General features: G+C 57.3%; 15 protein-coding genes. 10 read left to right on the top strand and 5 right to left on the bottom strand.

The window, feature by feature from the left end; translation table 11 throughout:
- Window positions 1-2: 2 nt before the first annotated feature.
- Window positions 3-290 carry an Asp-tRNA(Asn)/Glu-tRNA(Gln) amidotransferase subunit GatC gene (gene gatC, locus V5T82_RS09355; protein ID WP_332895360.1) on the bottom strand — a complete coding sequence of 96 codons (288 nt, stop codon included), beginning with the start codon at window positions 288-290 and terminating at the stop codon, window positions 3-5.
- A 187-nt stretch (window positions 291-477) separates the two neighbouring features.
- On the opposite strand from gatC, the gene V5T82_RS09350 reads away from it, so the two are divergent.
- Window positions 478-1,257: a substrate-binding periplasmic protein gene (locus V5T82_RS09350; RefSeq protein ID WP_332895359.1), complete on the top strand. Its 780-nt coding sequence runs from the start codon at window positions 478-480 to the stop codon at window positions 1,255-1,257.
- On the opposite strand, the gene V5T82_RS09345 is transcribed toward V5T82_RS09350, so the two are convergent.
- Both V5T82_RS09345 and V5T82_RS09340 read right to left on the bottom strand, forming a co-directional pair.
- Window positions 1,245-2,156, bottom strand: a complete 912-nt coding sequence (locus V5T82_RS09345; RefSeq protein WP_332895358.1) for an SH3 domain-containing protein — start codon at window positions 2,154-2,156, stop codon at window positions 1,245-1,247. The genes V5T82_RS09350 and V5T82_RS09345 overlap by 13 nt on opposite strands.
- A complete protein-coding gene (locus tag V5T82_RS09340) occupies window positions 2,153-2,710 on the bottom strand; it encodes a GNAT family N-acetyltransferase (protein ID WP_332895357.1) in 558 nt (185 codons plus the stop codon). Before V5T82_RS09340 ends, V5T82_RS09345 begins: the two co-directional genes overlap by 4 nt.
- On the opposite strand from V5T82_RS09340, the gene ruvX reads away from it, so the two are divergent.
- Together ruvX and V5T82_RS09330 are read left to right on the top strand one after the other, a co-directional pair.
- Complete coding sequence (gene ruvX, locus V5T82_RS09335) at window positions 2,709-3,194, top strand: Holliday junction resolvase RuvX (RefSeq protein ID WP_332895356.1); 486 nt, start codon at window positions 2,709-2,711, stop codon at window positions 3,192-3,194. The two genes, V5T82_RS09340 and ruvX, sit on opposite strands and share 2 nt — an antisense overlap.
- A 3-nt stretch (window positions 3,195-3,197) precedes the next feature.
- Entirely contained in the window at window positions 3,198-4,118 is a 921-nt protein-coding gene (locus V5T82_RS09330; RefSeq protein ID WP_332895355.1) for an AEC family transporter, read from the top strand.
- Here the strand turns inward: V5T82_RS09330 and V5T82_RS09325 are convergent.
- A complete protein-coding gene (locus V5T82_RS09325) occupies window positions 4,102-6,561 on the bottom strand; it encodes a TPR end-of-group domain-containing protein (RefSeq protein WP_332895354.1) in 2,460 nt (819 codons plus the stop codon). The two genes, V5T82_RS09330 and V5T82_RS09325, sit on opposite strands and share 17 nt — an antisense overlap.
- A gap of 134 nt (window positions 6,562-6,695) precedes the next feature.
- Here V5T82_RS09325 and V5T82_RS09320 point away from each other — a divergent pair, with 134 nt between their 5' ends.
- The 4 genes from V5T82_RS09320 (at window position 6,696) to V5T82_RS09305 (ending at window position 10,242) form a co-directional block, all read left to right on the top strand.
- The gene (locus V5T82_RS09320; RefSeq protein ID WP_442917524.1) at window positions 6,696-7,682 is read left to right on the top strand and encodes an aspartate carbamoyltransferase catalytic subunit; all 987 of its coding nucleotides are present in this window, start codon (window positions 6,696-6,698) and stop codon (window positions 7,680-7,682) included.
- Window positions 7,679-8,977: a dihydroorotase gene (gene pyrC, locus V5T82_RS09315; RefSeq protein ID WP_332895352.1), complete on the top strand. Its 1,299-nt coding sequence runs from the start codon at window positions 7,679-7,681 to the stop codon at window positions 8,975-8,977. The genes V5T82_RS09320 and pyrC overlap by 4 nt, the downstream gene beginning before the upstream one ends.
- 178 nt (window positions 8,978-9,155) lie before the next feature.
- Entirely contained in the window at window positions 9,156-9,764 is a 609-nt protein-coding gene (gene plsY / locus V5T82_RS09310) for a glycerol-3-phosphate 1-O-acyltransferase PlsY (RefSeq protein WP_442917485.1), read from the top strand.
- A gap of 31 nt (window positions 9,765-9,795) precedes the next feature.
- On the top strand, window positions 9,796-10,242 hold the full coding sequence (locus V5T82_RS09305; protein WP_332895351.1) for a hypothetical protein: 447 nt from the start codon (window positions 9,796-9,798) through the stop codon (window positions 10,240-10,242).
- On the opposite strand, the gene V5T82_RS09300 is transcribed toward V5T82_RS09305, so the two are convergent.
- Window positions 10,211-10,429 (bottom strand): HAD family hydrolase, encoded by a 219-nt coding sequence (locus V5T82_RS09300; protein ID WP_332895350.1) that lies wholly within the window; start codon window positions 10,427-10,429, stop codon window positions 10,211-10,213. The two genes, V5T82_RS09305 and V5T82_RS09300, sit on opposite strands and share 32 nt — an antisense overlap.
- Window positions 10,430-10,560: 131 nt before the next feature.
- Between V5T82_RS09300 and dprA the strand changes: the two genes are divergently transcribed.
- The 3 genes from dprA (at window position 10,561) to V5T82_RS09285 (ending at window position 15,962) form a co-directional block, all read left to right on the top strand.
- The gene (gene dprA, locus V5T82_RS09295) at window positions 10,561-11,664 is read left to right on the top strand and encodes a DNA-processing protein DprA (protein ID WP_332895349.1); all 1,104 of its coding nucleotides are present in this window, start codon (window positions 10,561-10,563) and stop codon (window positions 11,662-11,664) included.
- Window positions 11,665-11,698: 34 nt separating this feature from the next.
- Window positions 11,699-14,341 (top strand): type I DNA topoisomerase, encoded by a 2,643-nt coding sequence (topA, locus tag V5T82_RS09290; protein WP_332895348.1) that lies wholly within the window; start codon window positions 11,699-11,701, stop codon window positions 14,339-14,341.
- A 64-nt stretch (window positions 14,342-14,405) separates the two neighbouring features.
- Window positions 14,406-15,962, top strand: a complete 1,557-nt coding sequence (locus V5T82_RS09285; RefSeq protein ID WP_332895347.1) for an Lcl C-terminal domain-containing protein — start codon at window positions 14,406-14,408, stop codon at window positions 15,960-15,962.
- Window positions 15,963-15,997 lie beyond the last annotated feature (35 nt).

Here is a 15,997-nt window from a genome sequence, read left to right as displayed (position 1 = left end):
ACTTACTCCACCACCTTGGGAACCGTGTAGAACCCGTCTTCGGGGTCCGGCGCATTTTGCAGCACAGCCGACTGGCAATTGCCGTCGGTCACAGCGTCTTTGCGCTGGGGCAAAGTCACGTCGGAAACAGACGCCATGGGCTCAACGCCATCGGTGTCGAGTTCCTGGAGCTGTTCGATCCAATCCAAAATTGAAGACAGTTCGCCGGCCAGCGGCTCAAGCTTTTCATCAGCCACGCGCATGCGGGCCAGATAAGCGATTTGTTTGACGGTGTCCTTATCGAGGGACATGGAGTGCCATCCTTACAAAACGGGGTGAAAATTACGTCGAAATGAAGGGCGGAAAGTACCACCCGGCGGGACGCTCTGCAACCCAGAAACCTTACGTTTTTCAGGGGGCGCAAGAAGCCCTACCAATCATAATACTATGTGGTATTGTGTGCGTGGCAGGGGTGTCGATTACAGGATTTAGAAGACCGTGTTAAAACCATTGCCACTCGCCCTTTTGGGCCTTGCCCTGCTTCTTTTTGACGCATCCCCCTCCCGCGCAGAGCACTTCCGCTTTGTCTCCGGCCAAATTCCACCCTTTGCCATTGGCTCAGAAGACACCTTGCATGCTGGCATCGCCATCGACATCATCCAAGCCGTCTTCCAAGACATGGGCCATACGGTCGAAATCGAAGTCTATCCTTGGCCGCGAGCGCTGAAAAACGTGCAAACGGGCCAATACGATGGAATATTTCCGCTGTTTAAAACGCCTGAACGCGAAAAATTCCTCACCTACCCCGACCAGCCGTTGGTCAGCATGGGGTTAGCGTTTTTCACCCAAAAGAATTCATCATTGCAAGACATCACCCTGGACGACGCGTTTGATTACTCCATCGTCAAAGTGCGTCGGGCATCCATGGGAGAAAAGTTCGCTACGGCTGCCAAAGGGTTCGAAGAGAACATCACAGAAGTCAACAACACGCAGACAGCCTTAAAAATGTTGACCCGTGGACGGGTGGATTTGTTTTCCAGCGTCACCGACATCGCCATGTTCAACGCCAAGGAGTTGGGGATGGACAGCCAGATCAAAAGTGCAGGCCCCATCTTCGACACACTGCTGGCTTATCTGGCGTTCAGCAAATCCAGCGGCAAATCCATCAACCTCAATGCGTTCAACTGGACCATGATCAAGCTGAAGCAAAACGGCACGTTGCATGACATCTATGCGAAGTATCTGAGCGAGGACAGCCTCAAAATTCAGCCCAAATGATCGCCCTGGGCCTCGTCTTGGACATCGTCGCCCTCTGGTGCGACGTCACTTTTGTCGTCGCTTTGCAATAAGGCTTCCCAGGCGTCGCTGGTCCAACTGTCAATGCACGATTCCAAGGCCTGCACCAACGCGTCCTTGATGTTTTTGGTCTGGAATTCCTGCGGCTTGGGTGGGGTGGCAAAGCGCGGCAGAGAATGGCCGTTGAACTTCATTTTTCCGGTTTTGGGATTGTAGAGGAAGCGGCTGGACAGATATTCATCCATGCCATCGCCGATGGACCGCGTGTCCAGCCCAATCAGATGTTGGCCCGAGCTTGATTTCACCGGGGCTTCGGTCAAAAACATGTGAGCATAAAAAATCCGTGCCCCTTGTTGGCTGGCGCAGCGAAAGCGGACTTCGTAGTCCGACGTGGAAAAGCTGTCGCCTTCGACCTTCACTTTGCCGTCAAAGCGGAAACGATAATCGCACGCAATGCCGCCTTGCTTGGTTTGGTGCATGTATGAACCAAAAAACTGCTCGCCCAGCGTACCGTCGATCACAGGCTTGAGGATTTTGGCAAAAACAAAACCCAAAGTCTCTCCGTCTTGTGAGACCGCAATCCATTTCCCATCTTTCGAGTTGCCTATGGCACGCACGCGCAAGCCGCCTTTGAGCCCGTCGATGCGTTTGAAATTGGTGCCCGGTCCGCCCCGCACATTGACGTCGTCGGTCGCCACAAAAACCCCGATTAAGGGTTCGAGCTCATGGCCCATGACTTCAACAGCGTCGTGGCCTTGGTCGGGCACGTCGACTTCGGCCTCGTCTTCATGGACCGTGCGCGGGGTCATGTCCAATTGCGCCCAAGCGCTCAACGGACTGAACAGCAAAACAACAGCTATGGAGGAAACGAACTTGTTCACGAAGCCTCACCCAACACTTGATACATCACCAAAACGTCTTGAAACCCGTCCCGGCCCTTGAAGGCCTGGGGCAAGCGGCCAATGGTTTCAAAGCCTAAACTTTCCCACAGTTTAATGGCGCTGGTGTTACGCGCCACCACAAAATTGAACTGCATGGCGCGGTAGCCCAGCGCGCGCGCCTGGTCCAAGGCATGCACGCCCAAGCTCCGGCCCAAGCCTCGGCCCCGCTGGTCTTCGTGCACCATGAAGCCTGCGTTGCACACATGGCTGCCTTGGCCCACTTGATTGGTTTTGATGTAGTACGTGCCCACCACGTCGTCACCGTCCACGGCCACATAGGTCGCTTTGGGTGCTGCCATCCAAATCTGTTTGGCGTCTTCTTCGGACGTGTCGGGGGCATAGGCATAGGTGTCGCCGCGTTTCACGACGGCGCTGAAAATGTCCCAAATGCCCGGCCAATCCTGGGCGGTGGCTTCACGGATGTGAATCATGGCCGCGATTATGCGCGTTTGAGACGTTGGAGCAAGCCACAAGTCCATGGTATGAATGGTCATGCCTATCATTGATCTCAAAGACTTAAGCCCCAGCCTCAAACGCGGCGAAAAACTCATGGCCTTGGATTTGGGCTCCAAGACCATCGGCTTGGCCCTGTCCGACACCTTGTTGTCGGTGGCGAGCCCCCTGGAAACCATCAAACGCAAAAAATTCACGCCCGATGCAGAGCGCCTAGAACACCTGATCAGCGAACACGAAGTCGGCGCATTGGTCTTAGGCCTGCCTCTGGAAATGGACGGGACGGAGGGCGCGCGCTGCCAATCCACCCGCGATTTTGTGCGCAATCTGTTGGACCGTCCCGCCAATGCGGACCTGCCCATCACCTTTTGGGATGAGCGCCTGTCCACATCCGCCGTGGAGCGCATGTTGGTGGACGATGTAGACATGACGAGGAAACGCCGCGGTGAAGTCATCGACAAGCTCGCCGCCACCTACATCTTGCAAGGGGCGCTCGACGCCATTGCGTTTCAGAACAGGTCATAGACGATGCTCGGCGTGATCAATGCCCTGGCCCCGGTGTTTGTGCTGATCTTGATCGGCTATGGGCTCAAGCGCGGCCAGTGGGTGGAGGACGCCTTTTGGGCCCCGGCGGAACGCATCACCTATCGTGTCTTTTTCCCCGCGCTGCTGATCGCCAGCGGGGCGCGCGCGGATTTATCGGGTGGGGCCGCGTGGGACATGGGGCTAGCGTTGTTTTTGGCGACGTTGGGCACGGCGGCGGTGGCGCTTGTCTTAAAACCCGTGCTCAAGCTAGAACCCGCATCGTTCACCTCCTTTTTCCAAGGCACCATCCGCCCCAACACCTACGTCGGCGTGGTCGCCGCGTTTTTGTTTTGGGGCGAAGAAGGCTTGGGCCTGATCTCCATCGGCATTTTGGCCGTGGTGCCGCTGGTCAATGTCTTGAGTGTTTTGGTGCTGGTGGTGTGGGGAGAGGGCCACGAAGGCCAACGCACCCTGGGCAAAGCCGTCAACGAGGTGATCCGCAACCCGCTGATCCTGGCGTGTCTCACCGGCCTCGCCATCAACTTGAGCGGCTTTAGCCTGCCCCCAGTGATCGAACCCTTGCTGGACATCCTGGGCCGCGCCGCCCTGCCCATCGCCTTGATGGCCGTCGGCGCCGGCCTGAACTTCCCGCATTTAAAAACCAACGCCAAGATCGCGGGCCTGTCGTCGAGCCTCAAAATCCTCATCCTCCCCGCCATCGCCTGGACCTTGGGCACCCAATTCGCCCTACCCGACCAAGCCTTCCAAGTGGTGATCCTCTACGCCACCATGCCCGTCTCAGCCTCGGCCTACGTGCTGTCCAGAGAACTCGGCGGAGACAACCCGCTGATGGCCGGGATTATCACGGCGAGTACGCTGGCGGCGATGGTGACCATGCCGGTGTGGATTACGTTGGCGCGTTAGGTTTATTTTGTTGCGCTTTCTCAAGAAGTTCCTTGAACCACCCTTCATCACGCACTGAAGCAAAGTCAGGGTCCTCTTCCATCCCATCCAAGGCAACCGCACCACCAACCTCATAGGCCTTTTCCAACCACTCCCGACACCCCGCCACGTCCCCCATAAACGTTTTGAGACACGCCACATTATATGCGGTCTCGTGCTTATCGGGATTGATCGCCAGGGCTGCGGCGTATTTCTCACCCGCTTGAACAAAGAGGGCATCCGCCGCTGCGCCCGTTTGCAACCGCGCTTGGCCCGAAAGGGCATTGCCCCAGTTGTAAAGCGCCTCGTGCAGGTCGGGCTTGATCGCCAGGGCTGCGGCGTACTTCTCACCCGCTTGAACAAAAAGCTCATCCGCCGCTGCACCCGTTTGCAACTTCGCTTGGTTCGTAAGGGCATTGCCCCAGTTGTTCAGCGCCTCGTGCTTGTCGGGCTTGATCGCCAGGGCTGCGGCGTATTTCTCACCCGCTTGAACAAAAAGCTCATCCGCCGCTGCACCCGTTTTCAACTGCGCTTGGTCCGATAGGGCCGCGCCCCAGTTGTAAAGCGCCTCGTGCAGGTCGGGCTTGATCGCCAGGGCTGCGGCGTACTTCTCACCCGCTTGAACAAAGAGGGCATCCGCCGCTGCGCCCGTTTGCAACTGCGCTTGGTCCGATAGGGCAAGACCCCAGTTGTTCAGCGCCTCGTGCAGGTCGGGCTTGATCGCCAGGGCTGCGGCGTACTTCTCACCCGCTTGAACAAAGAGGGCATCCGCCGCTGCGCCCGTTTTTAACTTCGCTTGGTCGGCTAGGGCACTGCCCCAGTTGCTAAGAGCCTCATGTTTGTCGGGTTTGATCGCCAGGGCTGCGGCGTACTTCTCACCCGCTTGAACAAAAAGCTCATCCGCCGCTGCGCCCGTTTGCAACTTCGCTTGGTCCGATAGGGCAGTGCCCCAGTTGTGTAGCGCCTCGTGCAGGTCGGGCTTAATCGCTAGGGCTGCGGCAAACTTCACACCCGCTTGAACAAAAAGCTCATCCGCCGCTGCGCCCGTTTGCAACCGCGCTTGGTCCGATAGAGCAACGCCCCAGTTGTGTAGCGCCTCGTGCAGGTCGGGCTTAATCGCTAGGGCTGCGGCAAACTTCACACCCGCTTGAACAAAAAGCTCATCCGCCGCTGCGCCCGTTTGCAACTGTGCTTGGTCCGATAGAGCAACGCCCCAGTTGTTCAGCGCCTCGTGCTTGTCGGGATTGATCGCCAGGGCTGCGGCGTACTTTTCACCCGCTTGAACAAACCGGTCTTCCGCCGCTGCGCCTGTTTTCAAGCGTGCTTGGCCCAAAAGAGCATCGCCGTCAATGACGTATGCCCAGGCCAGCACATCTGCGAATTCCTCGGTTTGCGGGGCTTGACGGAGGACACTCTCCGTTTGGCCGAGGGCTAGATCTTGGTGAGCTTGAGACACCGTGTAGGCGCGTTCATTACCCTTGTCGTCAGCATCATTTTCGAGAGTTTCAATGGCCTGATCGATTTTTGCATTGGCATCGTGAAGCCAGTCCAGATGGGAGCTGTCCATTCCCGGGACGGACAACTGCGCGACGGTGCTCAAAACAACCTTTTGGTGAGAAAAAGGTTTTTGGGCAAATTCAGGAGGCCAACAACCCATCGCATCAGCAATTTTCATAAATAAGGCATCCGCATCTTCTGCATGCACCCAATAAGCAGCCTTACCATCTTTGCTTAATGCATCCCGAACTTCCTTCGACGGGCCCTCTTTTTCGCGCACCACCCAATACAGTTTGCGATCAAAATCATGAAGCTCCGCCAGCTGACGGAACACGGGGTCATTTCCGCCACTATAGCCTACGACGATCCACATTCGATTTGTGTTCGTATCTGAAAACAATGGTTTTAAGTAATGTTCTAGGGCTTTAAACTGGTCATCTTTATGCAGATGAGCAAACCCATTGCGTTGACCGTGAAGATGAAACACAGCCTTGTTTCGCACCATACTTCCCGAAAACTTAGGTGAAGCGGCCATGTCATACACAGCCGGAAAGAAGTGCGCCAAAGAACACGCCCGGATCACGAGGGGGTCGAAGTTTGTGGTCAGGACGCGGTCTACATATTCTTCCTTCATCAATTGCGCGATGGCGATATGAGCGGGATTGATTTCAGCGTTATCAATATATTTGGAGATTAAAGCGTGGCGATCTGCAGGGCATAGAGCCCCCATGCAGTGGGCATAGGTTTTTTCCTTAGCCCGGTCATAGTCCTTGCGATAATCGGCCTTGATTTCATCAATGAACCCTTGGGCCAAAGGAATACCAGCACTTTTGGAACAGCCTGCCCCAATCAGCAGAGCCGTTGAGTATTCATTCTTGTGATTATCGGCCAAATCTTCGATCAGATGATCAAGTGTGCACTGATCCATACCCATCCCCTCATTTTTGATTGAGATGATCATAATACCCCCAAAGCGTGCACGGCAACATTTATCAACACCGTGGCGTTTTCAGCCACTTGCACCCCAAAACGGGTGGGCGTATAGTGCGGGCCATGTCAAATATGTCCTTTGATTCGTCTGTATTTCCCAAGCGCCATTTATTGGGCATCGAAGGCCTTTCCCCCGTTGATATTTCACTGCTTTTGGATCGCGCCGACGAGTATGTCGAGCTGAACCGGTCCGTCGGCGGGAAGCTCGAGACCCTTGCGGGCCACACCATCATGAACCTGTTCTACGAAGACAGCACGCGCACGCGCACGTCTTTTGAGCTGGCCGCCAAGCGTTTGGGCGCGGATGTGGTCAACATGTCGGTGGCGACGAGCTCGGTCAAAAAGGGCGAGACCTTGATCGATACCGCCATGACGCTGAACGCCATGCACCCCGACGTTTTGGTGGTGCGCCATGCGGGTTCCGGTGCGGTGAAGCTGCTGTCGGAAAAGGTCAACTGCGCTGTGGTCAACGCGGGCGATGGACGCCACGAACACCCGACCCAGGCTTTGCTGGACGCGCTGACCATTCGCCGCCGCAAGGGGCATTTGGACGGCCTGCAGGTTGCCATCTGCGGCGACATTCTGCATTCGCGCGTCGCGCGGTCCAACATTCATTTGCTCAACATCATGGGCGCGCGTGTGCGTTTGATCGCACCCAAAACGCTGCTGCCCGCCGACGCGGAACGGCTGGGCGTTGAAGTCTTTCATGACATGAAAGCGGGGCTCAAAGATTGCGACATCGTCATGATGCTGCGCCTTCAAATGGAGCGCATGAAAAGCAATTTCTTCCCCACCATGCGCGAATACTATCACTTCTTTGGTCTCGACTACGCCAAGCTGGAAGCCGCGAAGCCCGACGCCTTGATCATGCATCCCGGCCCCATGAACCGCGGTGTGGAGATCGCGTCGGACGTCGCCGACGACATTGGCCGCTCCGCCATTCGCGAACAGGTGGAGATGGGCGTCGCCGTGCGCATGGCGTGCTTGGAAGTGTTGAGCCTCAACAACGACAAGGCCGCACCGTCTCCCGAAGTTTTAGACGCGGAGGGTGAAGCATGATCCAAAAACTTCCCCAAGCCCACGGCAAAACCGCCTTCGTCAATGCCCGCTTGCTCGACCCCACCACGGGTCTGGACGCCAAGGGGGGCGTGCTGACCGACGGTGAGTTTATCGCCGAAGTCGGTGCAGGCCTGTTCGAAGACGGCGTGCCCGAAGACGCCGCCATCGTCGACTGCCAAGGCCAGTGCTTGGCCCCGGGCTTGGTCGACATGCGCATTCAGATCAGCGGCAAAGATTTCGACAACGTCGGTGCGTCGGCAGTCGCCGGCGGTGTCACCACGGCGGTGTGTCAGCCCAACACCACGCCCGTCGTTGATGACCGATCGGTCGTGGAATTCATTGCCCGCGCCGCACGGCGTGCGGGGCTCACCAAAGTGTATCCCTACGGTGCCCTAACCAAAGAGCTTAAAGGCCAGGAGCTGGCCGAGATGGGCTTGCTGTCGAACTCCGGCGCACTTGGCTTTACTGATGGCACCCTGGCCGTGCCCAACGCGCGCACCATGGCGCAAGCTTTGAGCTATGCCTCCACATACGGCCTGATGTTGATCCAACACCCTGAAGAGCCCACCTTGGCCGAAGAGGGCGTGATGAACGAAGGCGAGACCGCGACGCGGTTGGGCCTCACCGGTATTCCCAAAGAAGCCGAGCTGATCATTATCGAGCGCGATTTGCGCTTGGCTGAAATGACCGGCGGGCGGCTGCACTTTGCCCACGTCTCAACCGCTGAGAGCTTGGACTTGATCCGCGCGGCCAAAGACAAAGGCATTTCGGTCACCTGCGACACGGCCCCGCCGTACTTCGCCCTGAACGAAACGGCTGTGGGCGACTATCGCACCTTTGCCAAACTCACGCCGCCGCTGCGCGCCGAAGCGGACCGTGAAGCCATCATCGTTGGGCTCAAAGACGGCACCATTGATGCCATTGCCTCCGACCACACCCCCAAAAGCGAAGACATGAAACGCCTGCCCTTCGCCGACGCGGCTTATGGTGGCCTCGGCATGGAAACGCTGCTGGCCATCACGTTGGAGCTGGTGCACAACGGACATCTGAATTTGTTGGAGGCCTTAGGGCTCATCACCCAACACCCGGCGGAATTGCTGGGCCTGTCCGCAGGCCGCTTGAAGGCCGGGGCGGCGGCCGACTTCATCGTCTTCGATGCCGAACGCGGCTGGAAAGTGACCGAGCAGGTCTTGATCTCCAAAGCCAAAAACACGCCGTTCGACGGCCGCCCGGTGCAAGGCCGCGTGCTGAAAACCATCATCGATGGCCGTTTGGTCTTTGACTTGGATGGCTGATTGGTGCTGTAATTTTTCACCACTGCGGGCACAGAGTACACACACCGTCACCCCGGACTTGATCCGGGGTCCATGGGTGCGTGCTACGACATGATTGAGAGAGACACCGCACCGTGAGGCCCATAGGCTCCTGCCTTCGCAGGAGCGACGAAAAAAGAAGTAAAGCAGGACCACCTATATGGACGACATGTTCACCATTCACGCGCTTGCAGGCATTGGCGGCTATCTGTTGGGCTCGGTGCCCTTCGGCATCGTTATCGCCAAACTGTTCGGCCTGGGCGATCTGCGCCAGATCGGGTCCGGCAACATCGGCGCCACCAACGTTTTGCGCACGGGCAACAAGTTTGCAGCATTCCTGACGCTGGTGTTGGACATCGGCAAGGGTGCCATTGCGGTGGGCATCACATACCTGCTGACCGCCGAGCCGTTTGCCATGCTCGCCGCAGGCTTTTGGGCCGTCATGGGCCACAACTTCCCCGTCTGGCTGAAATTCAAAGGCGGCAAAGGCGTCGCGACGACGCTTGGTGTTTTGACGGCAACAGCCTGGCCCGTCGGCCTCGCCGCCATCGCCACGTGGATCGCCACGGCGGCCATCTTCCGCTACAGCTCCCTGGCCGCCCTCATCGCGCTGGGTGCCGCTCCGATTTACTCGTATTACCTCGACACCCCCCAGCACGCCGTGATGGCGGGGCTATTGGGGCTGCTCGCCTGGGTACGCCACCATCAAAACATCCGGCGGCTGCTCAAAGGGGAAGAGAGTAAGATTGGGAAGAAGAAAGACAAATAGCCACTATTCAAATGCTACAGGGTCCATTTAGATGTTTGAAAAACAAGTCTTCCTTCAATTGTCGCTTGGCTATTTGGTTTATACTCCCCCCTATGTCTTGATCTGCGCCGCTGGCGTCGGGCGAGCCCGAAATGGGTTCTTGATATCAATCTTCCCTGCATTTCTCACAGCCTATTGGGGGTTGAGCCAAAGAATCCCTGAACTCAAAGTTTTAGAAGAGGGGATGGCAGGATTTTGGATCTTCTTTCTCGGCACTGCCGCAACAGCCAGCGCTCTACATTTGCAATGGCGGAATAAATGGCCGGTATTTAGCCCTTTCAGTAACGAAACACCTTATTCCCTACTGACGATTTTTTCCGCAATGCCCATGCTCGGCATTCTCGTCTCCTATCCGTTTGCAATATCGCTCACAATTTACACGCTGTGGAAAAAACGTCAGTCTTCATCTAAGCCTCGGCGTAGTCCCAGTGATCCATAAACTCGAACGCGTCTTCGACTATGGCGCTTTGCACAAGCTCCAGATGACGTCCGGTCACGTACGCCAACGACACATCCGGACAGCGGACAAAACGTGAAACCAGCTCACGCACGCGCGGGCTTTCCGCATGACACCCATTGGAGATGAGCGCGCGGTCCATATCGGTACAGAGCAACCGCGATTGCATAAGGCAAACACTATCAAAAGCTTATGAAGGTTGTGTAATAGCGATGCACAGCCCCGCCTGCAACCAAGACGGCCTTGACCACACGCATAGAATACAGCACTCTAACTCGACCATAAGAAGAGCTTGTATTTATGCCTCAACCGAAAAATGAAACCCTGAATTGGCTTCGCCTATTCCGCAGCCAAAACGTCGGGCCCATCACGTTTTACAAACTGATGGAACGCTTCGGCACGGCCAAAGCTGCCCTGAACGCTTTGCCGGACATGGCCAAGCGTGGCGGGGCGAAGACATTTAAAGCGTTTCCCAAAGCCGAAGCGGAGCGCGAGTTGGAAGCGCTGGACAAGCTCGGCGGTCAGATGCTGATCCAGACCCACGAGCATTTCCCGCCCCTGCTTTCCCAAGTCGAAGACGGGCCGCCGTTGCTCTCGGTCTTGGGTCACACACATCTTCTAAAAAAACGCGCCATTGCCGTGGTGGGGGCGCGCAATTCTTCGCTGAACGGCAAGAACTTCGCCCGGCGTATATCCGCCGACCTGGGCCTTGCGGGGCTGTGCATTGTCTCGGGCATGGCGCGCGGGCTGGACGCGGCAGCGCATGAAGGCGCCATGGACAGCGGCACCGTGGCCGTGTTGGGCGGCGGTGTGGATGTGGTGTATCCCAAGGAAAACGCGGCACTTTATCAAGAGCTGACAGAACGCGGCACCGTAATCTCCGAGGTCCCTCTGGGCACCAAACCCCAAGCCCGCCATTTTCCCAGACGCAACCGCATCATTTCCGGTATGGCGCGGGGCACTTTGGTGGTGGAAGCGTCGTTGAAATCCGGCTCGCTCATCACCGCGCGCATGGCGCTCGAACAAGGCCGGGAAGTGTTCGCGGTTCCGGGTAGCCCAAACGATCCGCGTGCCGTTGGGTGCAACAAATTGATCCAAGACGGTGCGAACCTCACACAAAATGCAGAAGATATTTTGGAGGTCCTCAGACCCATACTCAGCAGTCCATTATCCGAACCTAAGTCATTGGATTTTCAACAACAAAAACCCGAGCGTGTGGATGAGAAAGAAGTCGATCAAGCCCGCTCAACGGTTCAAGAAATGTTATCCCCATCGCCAGTAACAGTTGACGAAATCGTTCGTAGCTGCCAATTCTCCCCTTCGGCGGTGTCGCTGGTGCTCTTGGAATTGGAGCTCGCGGGCCGCTTGGAACGCCATCCCGGTAACCGGGTGTCACTTATATAATAGTGTCAACACAGCATGTACGTTTGGGGACTGAATGCACGTCGTCGTCGTTGAATCGCCTGCAAAGGCCAAAACCATCAACAAATACCTTGGAAACGATTACAAGGTTCTCGCCAGCTATGGTCACATCCGCGACCTTCCGTCGAAGGACGGTTCCGTGCGCCCGGATGAAGACTTCGCCATGGATTGGGAAATCGATGGACGGTCCGCCAAACAAGTCAAGGAAATCGCCGACGCCATGAAGGGCGCGGACGGTTTGTACCTCGCCACTGACCCGGATCGCGAAGGGGAAGCCATCGCCTGGCACGTGCGCGAAGTGTTGGAGAAGAAAAAGCTTCTCAAAGACAAAGACGTCAAACGCGTCGTTTTCAACGAAATCACCAAAGCCGCCATCCAAGAAGCCTTCAATCAGCCGCGCGAGCTGGACGACGAGCTGGTCGACGCCTACATGGCGCGCCGCGCGCTGGATTATTTGGTCGGCTTTACGCTGAGCCCGGTTTTGTGGCGCAAGCTTCCGGGGTCCCGCTCGGCAGGACGCGTGCAATCGGTGGCCCTGCGCATCATTTGCGAACGCGAAACCGAAATCGAAGCGTTCAGGCCGCAAGAATACTGGTCGGTTGCCGGTCAATTCGACACGGGCTCGGGCGTGATGGTGTCGGCCAACTTGACGCATCTGAACGGCGAAAAGCTCGACAAGATGAGCTTGGGCTCCGAAGACGCAGCCATGAAGGCCAAAGCCGCCATCGAATCGGGACCGTTTTCCGTCGCCAAGATCGAAAAGAAAAAGACGCGGCGCAATCCGCCGCCGCCGTTTATGACGTCGACCTTGCAACAAGACGCGTCGCGCAAACTGCACTTTTCCGCCAAAAAAACCATGCAGGTCGCCCAGCGCCTGTATGAAGGTGTCAACATCGGTGGCGAGACGGTTGGTCTGATCACCTACATGCGGACCGACGGTGTGACTTTGGCGGGCGAAGCGGTGGCGGCTGCGCGCTCGCTCATCGGCAAGAATTATGGCGAGGCTTATGTGCCCGCCCAGCCGCGCGTCTTCAAGTCAAAGGCTAAAAACGCGCAAGAGGCCCACGAAGCCATTCGTCCCACCGACGTCTTTCGCCATCCCAAACAAATGGCCGGACACTTGGACGCCGATCAACTCAAACTTTATGAGCTGATCTGGAAGCGCACCGTGGCCTGCCAAATGGAACCGGTGGTTTTGGACCAAGTCGCCGTGGACATTGCCCAGGCCGAGCGCACCGTTGTGATGCGCGCCACGGGCTCCATGATTGCGTTCGACGGTTTTTACCGGGTCTATCAAGAAGCCAGCGATAAATCGTCCGACAGCGAAGACCGCATCCTGCCCGACATGACCGAAGGCCAGGCATTGGGTCTTAAAGAAGTCCTGCCTGAACAGCACTTCACCCAACCCCCGCCGCGTTTTTCGGAAGCGAGCTTGGTGAAAAAGTTGGAAGAGCTGGGCATTGGGCGTCCGTCCACCTACGCGTCGATTATTTCGGTTCTGCAAGACCGCAACTACGTCACGTTGGACAAACGCCGCTTCATCCCCGAAGACCGGGGCCGCGTGGTGACCACGTTCCTCACCAGCTATTTCGAACGCTACGTGGAATACGGTTTCACGGCGGATTTGGAAGAACAGCTGGACGACATTTCCGGCGGACGTATTGACTGGAAAACGGTGCTGAAGGATTTCTGGTCGAACTTCTCAGCCGCCGTGGACGGCATCAAAGAGCTGCGCGTGCGCGAAGTTTTGGACACCCTGGACGAAGTCTTGGCGCCGCACTTTTTCCCCGAACCGGAAAAAGAAGGCGACACGGATCCGCGCAAATGTCCGACCTGTGGCGATGGCCGCTTGTCGTTGAAGCTGGGCAAGTTCGGTGCGTTCATTGGCTGTTCCAACTATCCCGAATGCCGTTTCACCCGCCCGTTGGTCACACCGGAAGCGGGCGAAAACGCCGATCCGTTCCAAGCCGAGCTGGAAAAAGGCCCGAAGGTTTTGGGCACGGATCCCGAAACCGGGTTGGAAATCACCGTGCGCAAAGGCCCCTACGGCGTCTATGTGCAACGCGGTGAAATCGATCCCGAAGACAAAAAATTCAAGCCCAAGCGCTCCTCCATCCCCATGGGTGAAAACGCTGCCGAGGTTGGGTTCGAGCGCGCCTTGGGTCTGTTGAGCCTGCCGCGCAAAATCGGCCTGCACCCGGAAAACCAAGAAATGATCCAGGCCGGCATCGGTCGCTTCGGCCCCTATCTGCAATGGTCGGGCTTGTACGTGTCGCTCAAAGAAGACGATCCGGTGGAGGTTGGTCTCAACCGCGCGGTCGCCTTGATTGCCGACAGCGGCAAGACCCCGCCGGTGCAACTGGGCAAACACCCGGACGACAAAAAACCGATTTTGATGAAGATCGGACGTTGGGGGCCCTTCGTGTCGCACGGTCGCGACAAGGCCAACCTGCCCAAAGATTTGGACAAAGATGACGTGACGCTGGAAAAAGCGTTGGAGCTGTTGGCTGCCAAATCCAAAGGTGGAGCCAAGAAAAAAGCCGCGTCCAAGAAAAAGGCTGCCCCGAAGAAAAAGGCTGCGACCAAGAAGAAGGCCGCTTCGAAGAAAAAGGCCGCCACCAAAAAGAAAGCGGCTGCGAAGAAAAAAACCGCCAGCTAAGGCCTTGTCTACACCTAAACGTTGACGCAAACTCTTCTCCTGGACGAAACACAGGGGAGGCGTCATGAAAACCGTTTTGGCTGGGTTGGCACTGTTTGCTGCGGCTGGTGTTTGCACACCTTCTCTAGCCCAATCGGGCCTTACCTTTCCCATGGTCGATACCGGCCAGACCAAGTGTTATGGCACCCGTGGCGGTGCCAGTTGGTCGTGTCCCAAAGCCGGCGAAGACCAATTCGGCCAAGACGCCAACTACACCAAGAACCCGCCCAAGTACCAAGACAACGCAGACGGCACCGTGACGGACTTGGTCACGGGGCTCATGTGGGAAAAGGACTTTCAGGCCAATGTTGAATGGTCATCGGCACCGTCCATGGCGCGCCGCGCCAACACGGGCGGACATAACGACTGGCGCGTCCCGACCATCAAAGAGCTCTATTCTTTGATGAGGTTCGATGGCGCGACGGGGAACATGGGAAACATGACATCAACGCCAAGCGACGCCAAACCGTACATGGACACGAAGGTCTTCAATTTCGAATACCCCACCGACCGAGGCGCTAAGGCGAATAACGCCAACCGCTTTATCGACGCACAGTACGTGACGTCGACGGCCTACGTCGGCACCACCATGGGCGGCAGTCCGACCTTCTTCGGTGTGAACTTCGCCGACGGACGCATCAAAGGCTATCCCCAGCGCCCCATGATGCGCTCTGGGGGCTACTACCTGCGCTTGGTGCGCGGCAATCCGGCGTTCGGCCAAAACGATTTCGTCGAAGCAGGCCATGACATCGTCTTGGACAAAGCCACGGGCCTGGAATGGATGCAGCTGGACACGGGACACCCGGATTTAAAATCCAGTGTTTCGGGCACCAAAAAAGGCGACGGGCAGCTCGATTGGGTGGAATCCTTGGCGTACTGCGAAACGGCAAGCTATGGGGGCAAAAGCGACTGGCGCTTGCCCAACGCCAAAGAACTGCAAGCCATCTTGGACTACACCCGCGCCCCGCAAACCACGCGCACCGCCGCCATCGACCCGATCTTTTACACCACTGAAATCACGGATGAGACCGGCAAACCCAACTTCGCCGGCTATTGGACCTCCACCACGCATTTGGACGGGCGCTATCCCGGCACCGACGCCATTGTGGTCTACTTCGGTGAAGCACTAGGTGCGTTTAAATCACCCGGCGGGGGGCAAATGGGTGGCAGCATGCCTGAGCGCCGTCAACAAAACATGAGCGGACCACGTGGAAACCAAGGCCCACCTCCCATGGGCGGTGGAGGCGGGATGATGCCCCCACCGCATATGATGGGCCCAGGGGGACAAGGCGGCATGATGCCTCCACCCCACATGATGGGCCAACAAGGCGGGCCTCAAGGTGACATGCAAGGCGGGCCCAGAGGCGGTCCAGGCTCAATGAGTCGCCCACGCATGGGCGGTGGAAGCGGCCCCAGCGGATCCGCCGACAAAGAGGATTTCCAAGACGTCCACGGTGCGGGTGCGCAGCGTTCAGACCCCAAAGTGGGTTCTGTCGACCAGTACCCGATCTGGGGTCATGGTCCCCAAGGCGACGTGCGCCGGGTCTTCAACCATGTGCGGTGTGTGCGAGACGCGGGTTAAACCAAAGCACTAAGACTTAAGGGCCAGATACATTT

The organism is Magnetovibrio sp. PR-2 (assembly GCF_036689815.1).
Classification (GTDB): domain Bacteria; phylum Pseudomonadota; class Alphaproteobacteria; order Rhodospirillales; family Magnetovibrionaceae; genus Magnetovibrio.
This window is presented reverse-complemented; position numbering and strand designations above follow the sequence as displayed.